The 19,974-nt window shown below is 41.3% G+C and carries 16 protein-coding genes; 6 read left to right on the top strand and 10 right to left on the bottom strand.

All coding sequences use genetic code 11. The annotated features are described in order from the left end of the window. The first annotated feature begins 9 nt into the window (after positions 1-9). From DR017_RS09150 to DR017_RS09135, 3 genes are all read left to right on the top strand, one after another. Positions 10-276, top strand: coding sequence for a hypothetical protein (locus tag DR017_RS09150; protein ID WP_002679686.1), 267 nt, complete (start codon positions 10-12; stop codon positions 274-276). Beyond that, the gene (locus tag DR017_RS09145) at positions 273-719 is read left to right on the top strand and encodes a PIN domain-containing protein (protein WP_002679647.1); all 447 of its coding nucleotides are present in this window, start codon (positions 273-275) and stop codon (positions 717-719) included. Before DR017_RS09150 ends, DR017_RS09145 begins: the two co-directional genes overlap by 4 nt. 263 nt (positions 720-982) lie before the next feature. After that, entirely contained in the window at positions 983-1,216 is a 234-nt protein-coding gene (locus tag DR017_RS09135) for a hypothetical protein (RefSeq protein ID WP_002679563.1), read from the top strand. Positions 1,217-1,277: 61 nt separating this feature from the next. On the opposite strand, the gene galE is transcribed toward DR017_RS09135, so the two are convergent. The 4 genes from galE to DR017_RS09115 form a co-directional block, all read right to left on the bottom strand. Then, positions 1,278-2,303: a UDP-glucose 4-epimerase GalE gene (gene galE / locus DR017_RS09130; RefSeq protein WP_002679720.1), complete on the bottom strand. Its 1,026-nt coding sequence runs from the start codon at positions 2,301-2,303 to the stop codon at positions 1,278-1,280. A gap of 91 nt (positions 2,304-2,394) precedes the next feature. Next, on the bottom strand, positions 2,395-4,011 hold the full coding sequence (susR, locus tag DR017_RS09125) for a SusR family glycan utilization regulator (protein WP_040361287.1): 1,617 nt from the start codon (positions 4,009-4,011) through the stop codon (positions 2,395-2,397). 69 nt (positions 4,012-4,080) lie between these two features. Next, positions 4,081-5,238 carry a hypothetical protein gene (locus DR017_RS09120; RefSeq protein ID WP_002679553.1) on the bottom strand — a complete coding sequence of 386 codons (1,158 nt, stop codon included), beginning with the start codon at positions 5,236-5,238 and terminating at the stop codon, positions 4,081-4,083. A 253-nt stretch (positions 5,239-5,491) separates the two neighbouring features. Then, on the bottom strand, positions 5,492-7,678 hold the full coding sequence (locus DR017_RS09115; RefSeq protein ID WP_002679797.1) for a glycoside hydrolase family 97 protein: 2,187 nt from the start codon (positions 7,676-7,678) through the stop codon (positions 5,492-5,494). 199 nt (positions 7,679-7,877) lie between these two features. On the opposite strand from DR017_RS09115, the gene DR017_RS09110 reads away from it, so the two are divergent. Further along, a complete protein-coding gene (locus DR017_RS09110) occupies positions 7,878-8,243 on the top strand; it encodes a hypothetical protein (RefSeq protein WP_002679712.1) in 366 nt (121 codons plus the stop codon). Positions 8,244-8,314: 71 nt separating this feature from the next. Here the strand turns inward: DR017_RS09110 and DR017_RS09105 are convergent, their stop codons facing one another. The 5 genes from DR017_RS09105 to DR017_RS09085 all read right to left on the bottom strand — a co-directional run bounded on the left by DR017_RS09105 (position 8,315) and on the right by DR017_RS09085 (position 17,640). Further along, positions 8,315-10,054, bottom strand: a complete 1,740-nt coding sequence (locus tag DR017_RS09105; protein WP_002679738.1) for an endo-dextranase — start codon at positions 10,052-10,054, stop codon at positions 8,315-8,317. A 208-nt stretch (positions 10,055-10,262) separates the two neighbouring features. Further along, on the bottom strand, positions 10,263-11,702 hold the full coding sequence (locus tag DR017_RS09100; RefSeq protein ID WP_040361301.1) for a SusE domain-containing protein: 1,440 nt from the start codon (positions 11,700-11,702) through the stop codon (positions 10,263-10,265). A 136-nt stretch (positions 11,703-11,838) separates the two neighbouring features. Beyond that, a complete protein-coding gene (locus DR017_RS09095) occupies positions 11,839-13,323 on the bottom strand; it encodes a RagB/SusD family nutrient uptake outer membrane protein (protein WP_002679728.1) in 1,485 nt (494 codons plus the stop codon). 73 nt (positions 13,324-13,396) lie between these two features. Then, positions 13,397-16,435, bottom strand: coding sequence for a SusC/RagA family TonB-linked outer membrane protein (locus DR017_RS09090; RefSeq protein ID WP_040361290.1), 3,039 nt, complete (start codon positions 16,433-16,435; stop codon positions 13,397-13,399). 305 nt (positions 16,436-16,740) lie between these two features. Then, the gene (locus DR017_RS09085; protein ID WP_095909106.1) at positions 16,741-17,640 is read right to left on the bottom strand and encodes a hypothetical protein; all 900 of its coding nucleotides are present in this window, start codon (positions 17,638-17,640) and stop codon (positions 16,741-16,743) included. Between the two features lie 113 nt (positions 17,641-17,753). Here DR017_RS09085 and DR017_RS09080 point away from each other — a divergent pair, with 113 nt between their 5' ends. Both DR017_RS09080 and DR017_RS09075 read left to right on the top strand, forming a co-directional pair. Next, a complete protein-coding gene (locus DR017_RS09080) occupies positions 17,754-18,557 on the top strand; it encodes a HipA family kinase (RefSeq protein ID WP_002682049.1) in 804 nt (267 codons plus the stop codon). 12 nt (positions 18,558-18,569) lie between these two features. Then, on the top strand, positions 18,570-19,406 hold the full coding sequence (locus tag DR017_RS09075) for a hypothetical protein (RefSeq protein ID WP_002682050.1): 837 nt from the start codon (positions 18,570-18,572) through the stop codon (positions 19,404-19,406). Between the two features lie 82 nt (positions 19,407-19,488). Here DR017_RS09075 and DR017_RS09070 read toward each other — a convergent pair whose 3' ends face one another. Beyond that, positions 19,489-19,971: a hypothetical protein gene (locus DR017_RS09070; RefSeq protein WP_002682048.1), complete on the bottom strand. Its 483-nt coding sequence runs from the start codon at positions 19,969-19,971 to the stop codon at positions 19,489-19,491. Between the last annotated feature and the right edge of the window lie 3 nt (positions 19,972-19,974).

The raw sequence follows: 19,974 nt of genomic DNA, 5'->3' as shown, positions 1-19,974 counted from the left end.
CTGAATATTATGCCTTATACCCTTACCATTACCAATGATAGCCCAACAGCTATGAATTTTGTAAAATATGCAAAAAGTCTTGATTTTGTAAAGGTTACCAAGATAAAAGAACCTAAAGAAGTAGCTCCTATTACAGAGGAGCTTGAAGAAGACGAGTATGGTATTCCTATAAAATTCCGTGAAGAAATAATGGCTATGTCTAAAGAATCCAACAGAAATATTGCACGCCGTTGGAGAGAGGATCTTGCTAAAAAGAAAGAAAAACAAGCGATATGATAGTTATTTCAGATACTAATATTATCTATAGTTGTTTTTATAAACCTGATGGAGCAATCGCTAATATTTTGAAAGACAAAAAGAAGAGAATTCAGTTTATAGCTCCAGATTACCTTTTAGAAGAAATAGAAGAACATTTGCCTAAGATTATGAAAAATAATAATCTTACTAAGAAACAAGCAACAGCTCTTCTAAAAGAATTTATTCAAAACATTACTTTTTTCAAAGTAGATGATATTCCTCAAAAGTATTTAGACAAAGCTGAAGAGATAGCTCAGTTTGTTGACCCCGATGATTATCCTTTTATAGCTCTTCATCTTGAAAAACGACATAAAATATGGACTTGTGATTTTGAACTTATTAAAGGGTTAAAAGAAATGGGGTACGATATATGTGTAACAACAAAAGACCTTAAAGCTAAATGTTATAAAAAGAGTGTCTAAAATAACACTCCTTTAAAACAAAAACCTCCCCTTGCAAATCTTTTGCAAGGGGAGGTTTTTTTTATATCTTGAGAATTAATGTCTTAAAACTACTATTCTAAGAATTTTAGAAAAATACTCTAAAAATATTTGTGTATTAGAGATAAAGTCTATATTTTTGCAGGGTTAATAAATCGCAAAACTATGAATAGATCACCACCTTTTTAGTGTTTCTCTATGTGTTACAATTATTTATAGAATAATCAATAACAATTTATACAACAATGAAAACAACAATGAAATCTAAAGGCAATGGGAGTCGGGAGACTTGCCGTCGCAACCAACTACTGCGCTACCAAGCGGTAATGAATGAGTTCAACGCTCACGATGCGCGTTATATCCCTATTACGGTGATTTGGCGAGAGTTTATCTATCCTAAATTCTTTATTTCGCGCAAAACGCTTTATCATATCCTCAATATTGATGTAGAGCAGGAATTGAAAAATTTAAACCTTTAAACAACAATGGCTGTTCAGTCCTCGCCTGAACAGCCATTTTTCACTTTTCACTTTTCATTTTTCACTTCTCACTTCTCACCTTCTGTTCCCATTGCCAAGCCGAGCGCATTGCATCGTCTAAAGAACTTTGGGCTTTCCAACCGAGTACTTTGTTGGCTTTATCAGTATTGGCGTAAGCAGCAGTGATATCACCAGCACGTCTACCTACAATTTGGTAGTTCAATTTCTTGCCCGATACCCTTTCAAAGCTTTGGATAACTTCCAAAACAGTACTACCTTTACCAGTTCCTATATTGAAAACTTCATAGTTTTCAGTATTCTTGCTTTCTAACAAACGTTGAAGCGCAATCACGTGAGCTTTTGCCAAATCCACTACGTGAATATAATCGCGAATACAAGTGCCATCGGGGGTAGGGTAGTCGCCGCCAAAAACGGAGAGTTTTTCGCGCAAGCCTATAGCCATTTGGGTGATATAAGGCACTAAGTTTTGAGGTACGCCTAAGGGAAGTTCGCCTATTTCAGCTGAAGGGTGTGCCCCTATAGGGTTGAAGTAGCGCAAGGCAATCGCGTTGAGCGAAGGGGTAACCTTACAAGTGTCGGCAATAATCTCCTCACTGATTTGTTTGGTGTTACCATAAGGCGATTCGGCTTTTTTCACAGGAGCATTCTCAGTGATAGGCAACTCATCTGCCTGACCGTACACGGTACAAGAAGAACTAAAAATGAAGTGTGCTTTGGGCAACTTGCTGAGTTCTTGCAACAGATATACCAATGAAGTGAGGTTATTTTCGTAGTATAAAAGCGGTTTTTCCACACTTTCGCCTACTGCTTTAGAGGCAGCGAAGTGTATAAGTCCTTGTACATCGCGATGACGTTTGAAGAAGTCTTGCACATCGGCTTTGTCGCGGAGGTCGAATTTCTCGAAGAGAGGCTTTTTGCCAGTGATTTTAGTAATGTGTTCTAACACGCTTTCTTGGGCATTGGAAAGGTTATCGATAATAACCACGTCAAAGCCAGCGTTTTGCAATTCTACCACAGTGTGAGAGCCTATAAAGCCCAATCCACCGGTTACTACTATTTTTTTCATTTGTTTATTAATTTCTTCTGGTTGTATTTCTTTATCGCTACAAAATTACAAAAAAGAAAATGATTGGCAATAAAGTAGCTTATTTTTTGCGTTAGCGTTTCCCGATTTTCATTACCATTTCTTCAAAAGTTTCTCTCGGTACGATAGCTTTGTTGCGCACGCGGGTGCGATAGTTGTAAATCGTATTGGTGGAATAGTGCAAGAAAGTAGCTATTTTAGAACTATCGGTGATGCCTAAGCGGATAAGGGCAAAGATGCGCAACTCGGGGCTCATTTCGTGAGGTTTGGGGGCAAAACGCTCGTCTTCGGCTAATAGAGCGTTGAACTCGGTGATAAAGTGGGGGAATAGATGCAAGAAAATATCGTCGAACAGCTTGTAGAACTCTTTCAGCTCTTGCTCTATCATCTCGGTAGAGCGGAGTACTTTGTTGAGTTCGTCCCAATTGCGGTCTTTTGCCTTTTTGGTGAGCATTTTTTGGTATTTCTCTAATTTGCTGATGTACACCGAACACAAGTTGAAAAACTCGCCTATATAGGCTTCTTTTACTTCGTTGCTTTCGTTGAGTTGGGTTACTACCTCGCGCAGGTGTTCGTTGAGTTGCTTTAAATCTTGGTTTTTGTGGTAGAGTTCCTTGCGTATTTTGGCGATGCGCTTCATTTGGCGGGTAACCAATACTACGGCAATGATGAGGAAAACGGCAAACAACCCTACTAACAGCAGGGCGTTGCGCAGTTTGGTATTCTGACTGTGAATGCGTTCCTGATAGGCTTTTTCGATGATAGGGAAAATCTTCATCACCTCATCGGAACGCAGTTGAGCGTTGCAAAAAGTAGCGTCTTCCATCGCCGATTTGATACAAGTATAAGCGTTCTCTACTTCGCCTAATTGAAAGAGCGCTGAGGCAAGTTCGAGCATCGAGGCATTTTCTTTAATCGCATCTTTGATGTCGCAACTCGCCGAAATAGCAAAGTATTCTATTTGTTTAGGGACATTCTTTTTCTTTTTGTAGAGCGTGCCGAGCACATAGCCTAATACGGCTTTTTCGTGTTCATCGGTGTGCATTAGGGCAAAGCGGTCGAGGAGGAGTTTTTCGGCTTCGTCATATCTGCCGGCATCGGTGAGCACACCGGCATAGAGGAGGATATAGTGAGTGGAATTCTTATCTACTAAGTTAAGAAGAAGGTCGCGGTAGGCATCGCTTTTGGCGATATAGGTTTTGGCATCAGGGTTGTTGAAAGCGTAGTTGTTGTAGAGGTTGAGGTAGCAGTTGTAGTACTGAATGAGCTGAGGTTCTTGCAGTTGTTCTTTATCAATAGCCCTGAGCAGGTCGGCAGCATCTAAGTAGTTGCCGGAAATGATGTAGAGAGAGGCGAGGGAAAGGCGGGAATCGTTTTGGAGGTCGGTTTTTTGGAGTTCTTCAGCGATGCGGATATTCTCTTTCACATAGTTCACCGCCGAGTCGGATATATAAGTTTTAAACTCGTCGAAGAGGCGTTGGTTGATAGCATAACGTTGTTCAGCAGAGGCATTGGGCACTCGTAACAAGTCGATAGCTTCCTTTATTTTGCGTTCTTTTTGCTGTGTGTAGTTATCTTTCTGTTTGATAAGTGCGGTGAGGTCGTGAATGAGCGTTTGATTTTGCGCCATTTGCGCCAAAGCGCAGTAGGGGAGTAGTAGGAGGGTTATGATAAGGCTTTTGTACTTCATTTTCAAACATTAATTTTCAGAGGCAAAAGTAAGAAAAATTTGTCAATTTGCCAATTAGCAAATTAGATTTTAGTTTCCTATTCTATATGTTTGATTTCCTATTCTCAATAATTGATATTGCAAATGTTTATGGCTATACAGACTTATCCACCCAAAAGTTTCTATAGTTTCGGTATCATTTTTAAAGTAATAGGTAGGGAGGGAACGCAGTTCTTCTTGAGATTTTACAGTTTTGAAACGAGTTTTTAGATGATAGGTAAGTGAAGGTTTCACAATATGATAATACAAAATGGTAGTATAGCCAAAGTTATCTCGGTAGGTTTGTACGTACTGCGGACGTATATAGTTGCGAGTTAAGCTTTTTTCTTGTTTAGGAAAACGTTTTTCATCGAATAGTTCAGGGTAATTGTATTGTGTTTTTAGGGTGTCTTTGCCAAAGGAAGCACTTTCTATATCGGTGTAGAAATATTGCCATTTGTCGTCTTTTAAGAAGAAGACTTTATTCTGTTCTCCCTTTACTATTTTAAAACAAGAGGCTTTAGTTTTCACATTGTTTTCAAAAAAGTTTTGTTGCTGTGCTGGTGTCCATTTTTTAGATGCTTCGATAAAGGTCATTGGTAGGAAATTTTCACCATCGTTTAGGAAGAATGTGCTATAGGTATTTTTATCTATATTGATTACATAATTATCTAAAATATAAGCAGTTTTTTTATGGTCTCTATCGGTTGCAATACCCATTGATTGTTGATAGCCTAAGGTATCGAATTTCAAAATATAAGAAGACATTCTATCTTCTTTAACCATAACCACTTCATTTCGGCGATTGAGAAAACAACTTGTTAAATCTTCCGATTCATTAGTAGGAACTTCGTAAATACAATTTCCTCCTTCTTCGGCGCAAGTTGATATATCATACTCTAAATCTTTATAATCTCGGTAAACTATAGGCAAGGTTTTTTCTGCTCTCAGTTTAGAGAAAGAAACATCTAATTCGTCCATTATCCACGCAAAAAAAGCAATGGTACAACCTATCGCTATAAGGGAGGATATTTTGTGCTTGCAGCAGATAGCATAGAATGTCCATATCCCTAAAATCAAGGGGATAGGGAGAAAAAGAAACCACGCTTCTGTATATAAACCTGTGGCAAATTCAGCAACAAGGTAGATATAAAGGGCAGCAAAAAGCATTCCTACAAGAATAGCAGGGAAAAAGAGGTCTTTCTTCATAGAAATTTTATTTGTAAAGGCAAAAATAAGGAAAATTAGGAAATTAGCAAATTGGTAAGTTTGTTTGGTGGTTACAAAAAAAATGTATTATCTTTGCCCCATAAAATAAAAAAGAGGTGGGGTGGAGGTCTGACCACCTCCACCCATTTACCTTACAGTAACCTAAATTTCTTTAAAGAAAATTTAACATTTAAAAAAGCTGCTAAGCACGTCGCTTAGCAGCTTTTTTTTCACTATTATATTACTGTAATTGCTATCGTTTTTTTAATCCTTTGGCTTGTGCCTTATCGGTGAGGGGGTACAAACTAATGGCATAACCCCCGCCTGCTACTGAGTGCAGGGTGAGTTTGCTCTTGTTGGTTACCAATACTTTTTGAATGGTATAGGCTTGCGGATTGCTTTGGTAGTTGGCATCTTTGGCATCGGCGTAGATAGTGGCTACATAAGTAGTTTTGGGCTCTAAGAAACTGAAATGAATCTTAGAGGTAAAATCCTTGCCAGCTGTATTGCCTATAAACCAATTGCGAGTGCCTTTGGCTTTGCGCGCCACAGTGATATAATCCCCTGGTTCGGCTTCTAAATAGTGGCTTTCGCTCCAATCGAGGGCAACTTCTTTGATAAACTGAAAAGCATCGGGAAAACGGCGGTAGTTCTCTGGCAGGTCGGATGCCATTTGTAGCGGACTGCTCATCGTTACGTACAATGCCAATTGGTTTGCCAAAGTGGCATTGCAGTGTGAATGGTTGTTGGGGTTGTTCTTGCTGATGTCCATTTCAAACACCCCAGGGGTATAGTCCATTGGTCCGCCAATAAGTCGGGTGAAGGGCAATACACACACGTGATTGGGCTTGCTGCCGCCAAAGGCTTGGTACTCACCTCCGCGTGCCGACTCGTTGCCTATAAGGTTAGGATAGGTGCGACACAAACCCGTAGGGCGCACTGCCTCGTGGGCATTCACCATAATGCGGTAGTCGGCGGCTTTTTTAATAGCATAAAGGTAGTGATTGTTCACCCACTGACTGTAATGGTTTTCGCCTCGCGGAATGATATTGCCCACATAACCACTTTTTACGGCGGGGTATTCGTATTGGTTCATTAGCTGATAGGCTTTGTCCATAAAACGCTCGTAGTTGCGAATAGACGAGGAAGTTTCGTGGTGCATAATCATCTTAATTCCCTTGCTTTTGGCGTATTGGTGAATGCCTTCGATATCAAAATCGGGGTAAGGTGTTTGGAAGTCGAATACCAAATCTTTAGAATGTCCAAACCAATCTTCCCATCCTATGTTCCAACCTTCTACGAGTACGCCATCAAAACCATTTTCGGCGGCAAAGTCGATGTATTTCTTGACATTTTCGGTAGTAGCCCCGTGCTTGCCGTGGGGTTTGAGGGTGGTGTAATCGGTTTTACCGATATGCACACTGGGAACATCGTAAGTATACGACCATTCTTTCATACCGGTAATCATTTCCCACCATACCCCTACGTACTTCATCGGGTGAATCCACGAAGTATCAGCCAAAGCACAAGGTTCGTTGAGGTTGAGGGTAATATCCGAAGCTAAAATATCGCGGGCATCATCGCTTACAATTACTGTGCGCCAAGGCGTTTGGGCAGGGGTTTGCATATAACCTTTGGCGCCGTTGGCATCGGGGGTAATCCACGATTGGAACACGAAGGTCTTATCGTTGAGGTTGAGGTGCATCGCTCCGTAGTTCACCAAAGCAGCCTCGTGCAGGTTGATGTACAAACCATCGTCAGTTTTGAGCATCAAAGCAGTTTGTACACCTGTATCCGAAAATCCTGTTTGTGCTAAATTTGCCTGACGCCCTTTTTGGTTGATAGCGCGTATTTCGGAGAGGCGTGATTGCTGATAGTCGTACTCTTGGGTATCGTAATCGCCGGGTATCCACCACGCTTGGTGATCACCCGTCATTGCAAACTCGGTGCGTTCTTCTTTAATCACAAAGTAAGGCATTTGCTTTTGTTCGGGGAACTCATAGCGGAAGCCCAATCCGTCGTCAAACAATCTAAAACGCAGGTGCATTTCTCGGTGGGTGTCCTTCTGTTTGAGGCTCACCAATAGCTCGTTGTAGTGGTTGCGAATATTTTGGCTTTCGCCCCATACGGGTTGCCAAGTTTCATCAACGGTTGTATTTTGGGTATTCACCACTTCAAAATTATGGTAGAGAGAGGTGTTTGCTCCCTCTTTTTTGGTGATTTCAGCGCCAAATTTCACTTCATTGGAGCTAAATAGTTCAAAACCTAATCTACTCGGTTTAACTACTTCTTTTCCCTTGTAAAAAAGCGAATAGGTAGGTGTACCTTCCGCGCTGAGCGAAAAAGAGAGTTTCAGCGCTTTGTTAGGCGAAAATAACTCCTGCGCTACAGCAGTAGCACAGGAGAGGATAGTTATTGTTATGAAAGTAAGAAATCTCATTGATTTGTCAATTTGTGGATTGTCCCCTTATTCACTTACTCACAATTGTTGTGTATATACTCAGTTATGAGCCTTCACAGGCTTCCCCGAAAGGGAACAATTCTTAAAAGTGAAGGGGATAATCTCTGAAAATAAAGATTAAAATTGTATTTATAGAAATAAAACAGTATCTTTGTCTCGAATTTAAAATCTATTCCTTATGAAAAATACTATTTTTTACACACTTATTACCTTGTTGTTTTTGCTTTCTTGTAAAAAAGAAAAACCTGAATTTGAAATTCAAAAGAGTTATCACACTTTTGTGATTGACGGGCATTTAGAGGAATGTACTCTTCAAATGGGTGCAGGCAACTTTAAAACAGAATGTTACAGGGTTACTGATGAATCTAACAATACTTTTATGGTTGCTAAAGAATATTTAAAATTCGACACTTATGAAGCGGGTTATCGTTATACTGTAAAAGTACTTCGCGAACAAAAAATTCTTAACCGAGAACCCTATCAAGATGAGATATATCTACCTCACTATACTGTTTTAGAGGTTTTAAAGAAAGAAAAACTATAAGTATAATTAGCCTATTTTATTAGTTAGCAGATTAGCAAATGAGAAAATTTGCTAATCTGCTAATTTTTTTATTAATACTCTATCACCACCATATCCCAATAGCTAAGGGAGGGGAGGGTGAAGGTGATTTGGTTGTTGTTATAGGTAAATTCTACGGCACGAGGAGCACCGCCAAAGAGGTCGGGGGTGGCGAACCATACTTTTTTGGGGTGTGCAGTTACAGCAACGGTAGTTTTAAGGTCGGTTACTGTGGTAGGTTTCTTTTGAGTACCGTTGGTATCACGCCAGTCCATAGAGGTTACCCCGTTGAAATTGATAAGATGCACTATATCCTTGCCGTTCACGGTTTTGGTGAGAGCCGCCACTTTATCCTTCGCAGCAGGCCAAGCCGCTATGGTTGCATTTTCGGCAGTTACCTGCGCTGAGGTATAGCTACCGCCCTCGCGCAATAGGTTTTGGTAAGCCACCAAGAAATCGTAGTAGGTGATGAGCGCTTTTTTGAGGTCGGCTTTCATTTGAAGGTTTTTGTTAGGGAAATACTCATTGGCGAGGTAGTGTTCGCCTATCTCTAAATGAGCCCCTCCAAAGGCAAAAATCACGGCATTGGTGAGCAATACGCCAGGTTCGTTTACAAAACCTGCATTCTTAGATTTTTCGTAATCCATATAGGCAGCCAATACCGTTTTGAGTTGGTTGTTGCTACGATTGTAGTTGTCGAGGATAATGCGAGCTAACTGGTCGTAGGTTTTTTCGTCCCATACTTCGGTATAAAGAAAATCCACTTTATTGGTACCTGCAATTTCGGTTTGACCGTATTGTCCTACCGCGTTCATCACAAGGCGTTTATCGGGGTGTGTGCTTTTCATCGCATTGATAAACGAAGCGTACTGAGGCAAGAGATCTATGCTATTGCCATTGTAATCGTACACTGTGCCACGCCCTCCGAGTTGGTCGATATGATAGCCATCGAAACCAAAAACGGCATAGACATCGCTGTTGCGCCCTGCTAAGTAGTTTTGCCAGTGCGCATTGCCAGGGTTAATGAGGTAGATACTACTGCGGGCAAAGTCGCCTAACAGGTGTGCATCTTTCTCTTTGTGTTGGTTGTCTTTATAGAGAAACCATTCTTTGGCAACTCCATCGGCTTCGGCATTTTTGAGCGCCCCAAAAGCCAAGTTGTAGAACATCGCTTTCATACCCTTGCTATGAGCAGCGCTGATATAGCCATGTACAGTAGAAAGAAAAGTGGGACGTTTGAAGAGGTCAGGCCACTCATTAGCAGGGTTTTGAGGGGTGCCAGCCAGTGGTTTGTGGTGGTCGTACATCCAGTCGTAGAACTGAATGCCGTTGATATGACAGCGATTCATAAAGTCGATATTCTTCTCAATAGGTTCGTTTTTGCCGTAAGAAGACAAGAAGCCATAGCGAGGGAATTTTGTCCAATCGGAAGAGACATCCACAGCGATACTGCCGTAAGTATTTTGTTTACCGCCTGCTTCTTGGTATATTTCCACCAAATAACCTCGGTAGTCATCGGCAGGGGTTACCCATTGCCAAGAGGCGCTGGTAAGAGGTTCTTCTTTAATGATTTCGCCTAAGTGAGAGTAGCGCACTTTGTAGGAACCAGAGGGCATACTCGCCAAGGAGAAGCGCACCGTGCTACTAGGGGTATAGACCGCCTTATCGGTGCTGATATCTATTTTCAAATAAGTTTCGCCGAATGTAATAGGGTTGTTGCTAGGCGTATCGTTCTTCTCGCAAGAGAAGAGGCTGAGCGTAGTGGCGAAGAATAGAGTATATAAAGCTTTCATTTTCAATTAATAATTAATAATTAACAATTAACAATGCCTCTCTCCCGTTCCCTCTCTCCCAAGGAGAGAGGGGCAATCCGCAGATGCGAACGGAAAGGAGGGTTGTTTAACACGTATAAAGATGTTTTGTTCTTGAACTCTCTTAAACTCCCTCCCCTTGGGGGAAGACAGCGAGTGCACACAGCTGGGTATGTGGAGACTTTTTAACTTATTGTTTTTTAATTACTACCGTTTGGGTAAGTTGGTTGAGGGTGATTTTGTAGGTGCCTGCCTCGCTGATTTTCCACTTGTTATCGGGGTTAGAGCCGTGGGCGCTGAAAATCATCGGTTCTTCAACACCAGCAGGTGCTTTATCAGCTTTAGCAGCCAAGAACCAGTCGCCACCCCAATCGCTTTTCTTGTCGCAAGAGAATTTGAGTTCGCCCGCTTTCAAGTCGCCTTCCCACGTAAAGACATTAGGATTGCTACTATCGACAGTCATAGCGATAGGATTGTTGATATCCCAACCAGCATCGGTCGCACTACCAATCATATACATTCCTGCATAAGGAGTGAAAGGCACAATGTCAATCTTCATCGTACGAGTGTTGAGGGTAATCTTGTAAGTGCCTGCTGCAATTTTCCATTTGTTATCAGGGTCGCCTGCCCATTTCTTCACAGGGAGGTCGCTACCTTCAACCGTATTATTTTCTTTCGGACGGAAAAATACTGCTAACCAATCGCCTTCTTTAGTGCCTATTTTGAACTCACCTCCATTGCCTAAATCGGCATTGTAGTGGAACACAAATGGGTCGGCAGGGTCTACAGTCATTTTCTTGAAGCTCCAACCAGTAGGTTCACCTACGAACCACAACTCGGTATATTCAGGCGCTTCGCCTTTGGTGATGCTTATGGTGAGATTGATGAGGTTCACTTTCACGGTATAGACACCATTTTCGGCAATTGTAAATTTCTTATCACTCGTATCGGCATCGGTTTTGCGGAAGTGCAACTCGCTATTATTACTGCCTTTGCCATACGATGGTATAAACTGACCTTTGGTAGTGATGAACTTGATTTCTCCAGCAGACAATCGTCCTGACCACGCAAAGGCTTTAGGAGTACCCTCAACGGGTTTCATCTCTTCGGCTTGATCGGCACTCCAACCGTGAGGGGCGGCACTACCAATGATATACAACGTATTGCTGATAGGGGTATGCGTTTTGAACACTACCGTCTTCACGTTGGTGTGTTGTTTCATTCCCTCGCCAGAAGCTACTTGAGCAATGATGCGTACTTCCATCGTAACTTCGGTGTCTACTGCAACTTTAAAAGTGCTGAGCAATAGATTGTTGAGTTCTTCATTTTTATACACTCTCTCATAGGCTTCACGACCTATATTCTCGCTGATACCTCCCGCAAAGTTGTTGCCTTGCACATCCATTTGGAAGGTATAGGTGATAGCGGCATTGGTGCCGTGATTGGAAGCTGCCGTCCAAGTGAATTTGACCGCTTCTTGTTCGGGGTTGGCAGCATCTAAGGCTACGTTTTCTTTAGGAGCTTTCAATTCAAAGGGTTTTCCCTCTTTGAAGAGCTCCATATAGTCCTCTTTTTTACATCCCGTAAGGAGCAGTAAGAGGAAGGCGATGTATAAATGGTATGGTTTCATATTAGTTTGTGTCCTCACCCCCTCCGTTCTCCCCCTCTCCGAAGGCGAGGGGGAGGGAAGCCGCAAAAGCGACAAGGGTGAAATTGTTTTTATTTGTTAATTAAGTAATTTGTTTTAATTGCCTGTGCGGCTCGCACTACCAACCTGGGTTTTGGGTGAGGTTGGGGTTGGCGTCGCGGTCTTTTTGAGGGACGGGCAAGAGCAGGTGTTTCTCGCGGGCGTTGGTTTTCCCTATGGAGTGCAAGAAATTGAGTGCATACTGACCGTTGTCCCAGCGAATCATATCAAACCAACGATGTCCTTCAAAAGCGAGTTCTATACGGCGTTCGTGGCGTATTTTCTCACGCATTTGCGCTTGGGTGAGGTTCTCTATATCGGCGCGATGGGTAAGACCCGCGCGGGTGCGCACTTTGTACAAAGGCACTTCAGCTTCTGTAGTGCGACCCAATTCGTTAAGGGCTTCCGCTTTCATTAGGAGTACATCGGCAAAGCGGAGCGCTACAAAGTTGGCAGGGTTGGTATTGAAATCGGGCGACTGACTTAGTGGCACTAAAAACTTGCGCACATTGTAGCCCGTGTTAGACATTGAAGCGCGGTACGCATTCCCCTCAAAATTAGGGCAACCCTCGTAGAGAATCGTCTTATCCTTGCGGAGGTCGCCAGCCTCGTATTGGTCTACAAACTCTTGTGTAGGCTGATTCCAACCATAAGCACCACCTACCCAACCACTATTGCGAGGACCCATAAAAGTACTGAGCCAAGAGGCTTGGTTTTCTTCGCCCCAAAAATCATCTTTGGTAAGTCCGTAATACTGAATTTCAAAGATAGACTCAGCAGTGTTTTTGTTGCGTTCGGCAGCACCAAAGCAATCGGAATAATCAGGATTGAGGGTATAGCCGAGGTTTTCGACAGCGTTGCACATCTCAAGGGCTTCGCTATATCTGCCCAAGGTGAGGTATACTTTAGCGAGCATACCCGCTGCAGCGCCTTTGGTGGCGCGACCTTTATCGGCATTGCTATATTGCTCGCGTGTAGGCAATAGGTTGAAAGCCTCTTTGAGGTCGGGGATAATCACCTCGTTGTATATCTTCATTTTGCTTTGGCGGAAAGGCGTTTTGTTAGTCAAACTCTCTTTAGGGTCGAGCTGAAGAGGCACATCGCCAAAGAGTTGCACCAAAAGGAAATAGTAGTGCGCGCGGAGGAATTTGGCTTCCCCGATACAGCGGTTTTTGATATCCTCAGGGATATTGGCAGAAGGCAAAGCTTTCAGAGCCGTGTTGCAATAGAGAATACCAGGGTTACAACCGCGCCATATTTCGAGCGCCAAGGGGTTATCGGCAGTTGCGTTGAAGTTGGAAAGAGTGATAGTTTCGAGTCCGTCGTTACCACCTCCAGCGCCTACGATGCTGTTACCTGCTACGATGTCGAGCGTCCAGAGGCGCATATTGTAGAGGTTAGAGCGTTGCAAGGGTTTATAAGCCGAATTGGTAAGGGCAATTGCCGATGCCGCATCGCTTATGTTTTCAGCACTTGAATCTTCGTAAGGGGTCTTGTCTAAAAACTTAGAACAAGCCGTGAAGAGCGGAAATGCTAATAGAGTGATGTATAATATCTTTTTCATAATTAACAATTCATAATTAACAATTAACAATTTGTAGTGATTCTTTTGTTACCTATTACCTGATGCCTGACCCCTAAAACTGCACGTTTAATCCAAAGCTAATTGTGCGGGTTATAGGGTAAGTACCGCCATCAACGCCACCAGTGCCTACTTCGGGATCCATACCGCTGTATTTGGTGAAAGTATAGAGGTTTTGGCAAGACAGATATATGCGCAGCATATCGGTGTGGAATTTTTGGGTAACCTCTTTAGGGAGTGTATACCCCAAAGTTACGTTTTTGATGCGCAAATACGAACCATCTTCTACAAAGCGGGTAGAGTGACGCGCATTTTGGTTAGGGTCGCCATAGATAGCACGTGGAATGCTATTGCTAGTGCCCTCGCCTGTCCAACGGTCTTTTACTTTGGCAATTTGGTTTTGTGGCACCGACATTCCCTCTTGCCATATACGGTTGGCATTGTAGATATCGTTACCTGCTACACCTTGTAAAAATATTTGCAAATCGATGTTTTTGTAGTTGAAATTGTTGTTCATAGAGAATGTCCATTCAGGGAACGGATTGCCGATATAAGTACGGTCTTCAGCATTGATGACCCCGTCGTTGTTGAGGTCGCGGAACTTCACATCACCAGGGGCGGTACCGTTTTCCACTTGGGTAGCATAGTTGTCCACCTCTGTTTGGTTTTGAAAAAGTCCGTTCATTACATAGCCATAGAAAGCGTTTACAGGGTGACCCTCGGAGAGGATTTGCAATTTGGTGAGGAACGCCTCAAAACCAGTGAACAAAGGCACCCCATCGTTCATCTTCACAATTTTGTTGCGGTTGAACGATATGTTTACATCAGTATTCCATTGGAAGTCCTTTTTATTTACATTCACTGATGATATAGTGAGCTCTACCCCTTTGTTTTCCACTTTACCGGCGTTGATACTCGGCACATTGATGTCCGAATAACCAGAGCTTACCGATACCGCCATAGGTACCAACATATCACTCGTGTTTTTGATATAGGTATCGAAAGTGAGGTTTAAGCGGTTTTTGAGTAGCGCGAGGTCAATACCCCCGTTGAATTGCTCTACGGTTTCCCATTTCACATTAGGGTTAGGCATCACGTGAGGATAGAGGGTAGAAACTAGATTATTGTTGAACACATATTGCCCCGTGCGCAATTTGGTGAAATAAGCATAGTTGTCAATACCGCCTTGGTTACCCGTCATACCGTAACCCACGCGGAATTTCACATCGTTTACATAGTCGTTTTTAGGGAAAAAAGACTCATTTGATGCGCGCCACGCCAAAGAGAAAGAAGGGAAAGTACCCCAGCGGTTTTCTTTGGAGAAACGCGAAGAACCATCGCGACGCACGGTAGCAGTGAGCAAGTACTTATCGGCATAGGTATAGTTGAGTCGCCCGATGAAGGAGAGGATAGCCCAATCGTTCATCGTACCTCCTACCGTAGGGTTTTCCAAGCCTTTGCTGAGTTGGTTTTGCTGGTCGCTCAAGAAGTTGCTCACACTCGCATTGATTTTGCTATACACGTTGTTTTGTGCACTGGTGCCCACCATCACATTGAGGAAGTGCTTTTGAGCAAAAGTATTGGTATAAGTGAGTGTGTTATCCCAGAGGAGGGTAGTGCTCTTGTTAGCATCTTGGTAGAGGTTAGAGAGCGGATTGGGTATAGGTTTCCAGTTGTATTTAGGGGAGAAACTGCGGTTGTCCCAATATTTAAAATCAAGACCTCCAGTAGTTTTGAATACCAAATGTTTCACAGGAGTAATCTCGGCAAAGATATTCCCCAAAATGTTATAGCCTTTGGTAGTGTTTTGTCCGTTGATAAGGGCAGTACCTATCACATTGCGGATATCGCTGTACTGATGAGCAGGCGAATCAGGACCTGAGTAGCTACCGTCTTCATTGTAAATAGGTTGTGTAGGCAAAGAAGCCATCGCCATACGGATGTTGTAGTCGCCAGATTTCTTTTCGTCGTGACTGAGAGTGAGGTTGTTGCCAAACTTAATCCACGGTTTTACGCGCGACTCACCGTTGAACTGCACTGTATAACGGCGGTAAGAAGTGTTGAGGATAATCCCATCTTGGTCAAACACACCTCCTGATACGTAGTAATTGCTCTTGTCGTTACCGCCTGAATAAGAAAGCGAATAGTTACGCATAAAAGCAGGACGGAAGAGCGCTTTAAGCCAGTTGGTGCCTTCCCCCCAGTCTTCAGGATTGGCAAAATCAGGACGTTGTGAAAGCGGACTCACCCCAGGGGTGCGATTGTAGTTGGCAATCATCTCGTTGTGATAAGAAGCAAACTCGCGGGCGTTGAGCATCACAGGCAAGTTGGTGGCTTGTTGGAGAGCAATATTGGTACTGAACGACAGTTTGCCGTCACCATTTTTTCCTTTTTTGGTAGTGATAAACACCACCCCATTAGCACCACGAGAACCGTAAATGGCAGTTGCCGAAGCATCTTTTAGCACGTCGATATTTTCTATATCATCTACGTTGAGGGCGTTGATACCGAGGTCGGTAGGTACCCCATCGATAACCAGTAGCGGTTCGCTGTTGTTAATCGTACTGATACCGCGAATGCGAAAAGACACATTGTCACCAGGTTTTCCCGCCGAGGTTACTTGCACCCCAGCAGCACGCCCTTGGAGCGCTTCCCCAGCGTTGGCAATAGGTTTCTCTTTGAGGGCTTTGTTAGACACCGAAGTAACAGCCCCCGTAAGGTCTTTCTTGCGGACAGTACCATAACCTACCACCACTACCTCGTCTAACTGCTCTTGTTCTTCTTTGAGTACGATAGTGAGTTGGTTTTGGTTGCCTACTGCTACATTTTGGGTGTGATACCCTATAAATGAAACCGATAGCGTGGCTTTAGCAGGTACATCTATCGTGAAATTCCCATCGAAATCGGTAGTAGTACCCTTAGTAGTGCCTTTCACCACCACCGATGCCCCCAGCACGGGCTGGTGTTTTTCATCGATTACCTTTCCGCTAATCTTTTTGTTTTGGGCAGAAAGGGCGGTAGAAAGCAAGCTAAAAAGTAGTAGCAAGGCGAGCTTGCCAATACTGTTTAATAAAGTTCTTTGTTTTCCTTTCATTTTAGTTAAAAGTTAAGAGGTAAGAGGTAAGAGTTTGTGCCTGACACCTGATACCTGATACCTAATTCTGCCGCAAAGATAAAACGTTAAAGATATACTAAAAACATCAGATAGTGAAAATATAGATAACTAAAAATGTAGCAGTTTGATAAACAACAGAATAAAAAGAAAACAAGAGCGAAAAATATAGAAAGAATGTAAGGAAATTACGAGTGATGAATTACGAATTAGTTACTTTACTTTAAAAAAAATCCCTTGCAGTTTGCACTGCAAGGGATTTTTTTACTTGTTATCTGTTACTTGTGTTAATATTCGTATGTTATAGTTTCTTCTAACTTACTGTCAGAATTGTATTTTTTTATTTCGCGTATATTGCCTTGTGCATTGTATTGGTATTCTCGGCGATATTCCGTAATAGAATCGGCTTTGCCTTCTTCTTTTGAAATGTGTCTCATTAAGGTAAGACAATTTTTAGAAATAAACTCTTCGGGGTAGAGCAAGTCGCCTAAATGACCATAAGCTTGATTGGGTTTATCGTTGTATTGATACTCCCAAATATCGGCAGTTTGAGTGAATTTTTCTTCACTTTTCAACTTATTCCAACGGCTGTCGAAAGTAATTGTTTCAGTATGTCCACCTACAATAGCAGCTGAAACAGTAGTGCCACTATAAGTGTAGTTTGTTTCTCTAACACTTGGTTTAGGGTTTGTGTATTGTAGCGAAGAGTAAATATACTTTGTGAGCTTACCTTCAGAGTCGTAAGAATAGTTATGAGTATACGTTCTAACGCCCCCCTCTACAATTTTAATCTTTTCTACCAATCTTTTATTTTCAAAGCGGTAAGTTTCTTTCTCATCGAGTACAGTGCGCCCTTCGCGAGAGGTGGTAATTTCGGTGGGGTAACCATTAGTATCGTACTTGTAATCAATGATGTAAGTAGTAATATTTCCGTTTTTTAAATCAGTTACTTTCTGAACAGATTTAGTAACCTTACCATTGACAACAGTAAATTCAGCAACCGATTTCATTTGTCTTAAATGCTGGGTAGTAGTTAAAATGTGAGGATATACTCCCACAGTGGGTTTAGGAGCTTCCTTGGGTTCTAAAGTAACAGGAGGCTTCTTGTCGTCAGGAGCATCATTATCGTTTTTACTACACGCAGTCAAGCAAGCAGTAACTAATAGGGAAAGAATTATTCTTTTCATTTTTGTTGAAATTAAAAGTTTGGGACAAAGATACGAAATAAATTTTGAATTTAGAACTCATTACAGGGGTAAATTTGCAGGGGTAAAAAAACATTTGTATTTTTGTAGCCGAAATGAAAAAGCTACACCTCATACAACCTATTATAGAACAGCTAACTACCCACGGGAGTAAGCCTATAAAAGTGATGGCTAATGATCAGAATATATGGTATTGCAAGTATAAGGATAACAATATACTTTTCAATGAATTGTTAGCTTACCATTTTGCTAAAATATGGAATATAAACATTCCTGAATGTGCCCTTATTAGCATTGATTATGACAAATATGTAGCCCCTTTTGAAGATAAGAGATTTCTACAAAAAAACTTTTTTGATAAAGAATGTTTTGGCTCTCAAGCGTTAGAAGAAGCTTTTGAGGTAAATAACGCTATTATTAACAAACAAATTACACAAAAAATCATCAATAAAGAAGATTTTCTAAAAATAGCCCTTTTTGATATATGGCTCGCTAATGACGACAGAAATGCTAATAATTACAATTTGTTATTAGCCCCTACTGATAAAGGTTTTATGTTGCTTTACGTAATAGACCACGCCGATATATTCAACACTTCAGCAGCTTATCGCTCCAAAATTTATGAACTTACTGAAGAAGACACCGTTTTAAACTCTAATTTAGCAACTGTTTTATTCAGGAAAAATAGTGGTTTTGTGTTGAAAGTAAATGATGTAATCACTGATTTTTATAATAATGTAAAGCTATGTGAAGCACAATTACCTACTATTTTAGCTAAAGTTCCTGACAATTGGAAAATAGATATTCCAATGTATGAAAAAGCCATACGAAATATCTTTGAAAAACAATGGCTTGATTCTTGCGAAAAAACTTTTAGAACATATACACAAATTTTTTAATCCCCTATAATAATGGAAACATTACTTTGTACTATCAACCTATCGCCTAATACTATCTCTGATGACAGATTTAGTATAGGGCTTATTATGGCTAAAGGAGAGACTTTGTTTTTCAATTATTCAGAGGAAAAACTACAGAAACTAAAATCATTGTTTTCTCCAAACGCTTTTTTGGTGATTCATCAGTATTTAAAATCGTTGTACAATCAATTTAATACAGAAGAGGATACTTTGTTTTCTAAAAAGGAACTATTACACCAATGGGTAAATGAAGCATATTTATCGTATTTAGAAAAATACAACAATAATTTGGTACGTTTTTCTAAAACTACCAAAATAGATATAGAATTAGACGAAGCAATCTTTAAAAGATTTTTTGAAAGATATGTTTCCCCTTATCCTACCAAAATTGAAAAGAAGAAAGTAGTAAATATCACCCAAAAAGAACGGGCTAAACAGTTCTTTGAAAAAGCACAAGGAAGAGTGAATATTGAAAAAGAAATTCACCCTACAGAAATAGAACACTTATTAGTAAAAACCAAAGTGAGTTTTATAGGTAAAAATAATATACCAGTAGCAGGAAATATGCTCAATTTGCAAAATGGTATACAGGGTATTGAAAATACTATTAGTCGCTTTATTTCGCTTGCTCAAGCCTTAGATTACAACATAAATGCAAAAGGTAAATATTATCTTATAGGTGAAGAACCCGACAAATCACTCAAAGAAAATCACTTGCTTTGGAAAGAGTTGCGAGCACTAAAAACAATGAAATATATAGAACTTGATGAAGTAGCACAAGTAGAAAATTATTTTGAGCAACACGAGGTAAGACCTTATTTTGTTTAATAATAACATATTCATAAAAAGGTGCAATCTCACCACTGTGAGATTGCACCTTTTTTACAATCAACAAACTTTATATGGTATTTTAAGCTGTCATTTGTAACAAGTTACTAATTTCCTCGGCGTGGGTGCGGCAATAGTACATCACAAAAGCGATGTAAGGCACAAATAATAGTATGCTCCACAACAAACCTTGAGCAAAACCTTTGTAATCAGCGATGCGATAAAGGGTGTAACCTGCCCATAGCAAGTTGAGTGTCATCGTGATATGTGACAGTTGGGCAAAGATATTGGCGCCACTCCACGTGAATGTGAAGAGTCCCATAGTGCCGAAATAGTACATCGGCAGGAAGGCAAGGGGCAGCCAAAAGCTCTTTTTGGTGAGCCAAAAGGCGATAAAGCCAGCTAAATACACTAAGCTGCTGGGTGAGCAAGCGTTGTAAGCAAGCCATTGCACGAAGTTCACTTTCAAAGTGAAGAAGAAATAACCACTCCCTGAAAGTGTGAGCAATAATAGAAGGATTGCTAAAACAATCCCTGCGGTTTTTTCAGTTTTTGTAAGAAGCATAAT

Source organism: Capnocytophaga sputigena (assembly GCF_900446695.1).
In the GTDB taxonomy this organism is placed as follows: domain Bacteria; phylum Bacteroidota; class Bacteroidia; order Flavobacteriales; family Flavobacteriaceae; genus Capnocytophaga; species Capnocytophaga sputigena.
This window is presented reverse-complemented; position numbering and strand designations above follow the sequence as displayed.

What these genes read in the sequence shown, in the direction of transcription:
- DR017_RS09105 (WP_002679738.1), bottom strand. Translation starts at nt 10,054, where the DNA reads ATGAAAGCTTTATATACTCTATTCTTCGCCACTACGCTCAGCCTCTTC.
- DR017_RS09115 (WP_002679797.1), bottom strand. Translation starts at nt 7,678, where the DNA reads ATGAGATTTCTTACTTTCATAACAATAACTATCCTCTCCTGTGCTACT.
- DR017_RS09080 (WP_002682049.1), top strand. Translation starts at nt 17,754, where the DNA reads ATGAAAAAGCTACACCTCATACAACCTATTATAGAACAGCTAACTACC.
- DR017_RS09095 (WP_002679728.1), bottom strand. Translation starts at nt 13,323, where the DNA reads ATGAAAAAGATATTATACATCACTCTATTAGCATTTCCGCTCTTCACG.
- DR017_RS09100 (WP_040361301.1), bottom strand. Translation starts at nt 11,702, where the DNA reads ATGAAACCATACCATTTATACATCGCCTTCCTCTTACTGCTCCTTACG.
- DR017_RS09075 (WP_002682050.1), top strand. Translation starts at nt 18,570, where the DNA reads ATGGAAACATTACTTTGTACTATCAACCTATCGCCTAATACTATCTCT.
- DR017_RS09090 (WP_040361290.1), bottom strand. Translation starts at nt 16,435, where the DNA reads ATGAAAGGAAAACAAAGAACTTTATTAAACAGTATTGGCAAGCTCGCC.
- DR017_RS09135 (WP_002679563.1), top strand. Translation starts at nt 983, where the DNA reads ATGAAAACAACAATGAAATCTAAAGGCAATGGGAGTCGGGAGACTTGC.
- DR017_RS09150 (WP_002679686.1), top strand. Translation starts at nt 10, where the DNA reads ATGCCTTATACCCTTACCATTACCAATGATAGCCCAACAGCTATGAAT.
- susR (WP_040361287.1), bottom strand. Translation starts at nt 4,011, where the DNA reads ATGAAGTACAAAAGCCTTATCATAACCCTCCTACTACTCCCCTACTGC.
- DR017_RS09120 (WP_002679553.1), bottom strand. Translation starts at nt 5,238, where the DNA reads ATGAAGAAAGACCTCTTTTTCCCTGCTATTCTTGTAGGAATGCTTTTT.
- DR017_RS09145 (WP_002679647.1), top strand. Translation starts at nt 273, where the DNA reads ATGATAGTTATTTCAGATACTAATATTATCTATAGTTGTTTTTATAAA.
- DR017_RS09085 (WP_095909106.1), bottom strand. Translation starts at nt 17,640, where the DNA reads ATGAAAAGAATAATTCTTTCCCTATTAGTTACTGCTTGCTTGACTGCG.
- DR017_RS09110 (WP_002679712.1), top strand. Translation starts at nt 7,878, where the DNA reads ATGAAAAATACTATTTTTTACACACTTATTACCTTGTTGTTTTTGCTT.
- galE (WP_002679720.1), bottom strand. Translation starts at nt 2,303, where the DNA reads ATGAAAAAAATAGTAGTAACCGGTGGATTGGGCTTTATAGGCTCTCAC.
- DR017_RS09070 (WP_002682048.1), bottom strand. Translation starts at nt 19,971, where the DNA reads ATGCTTCTTACAAAAACTGAAAAAACCGCAGGGATTGTTTTAGCAATC.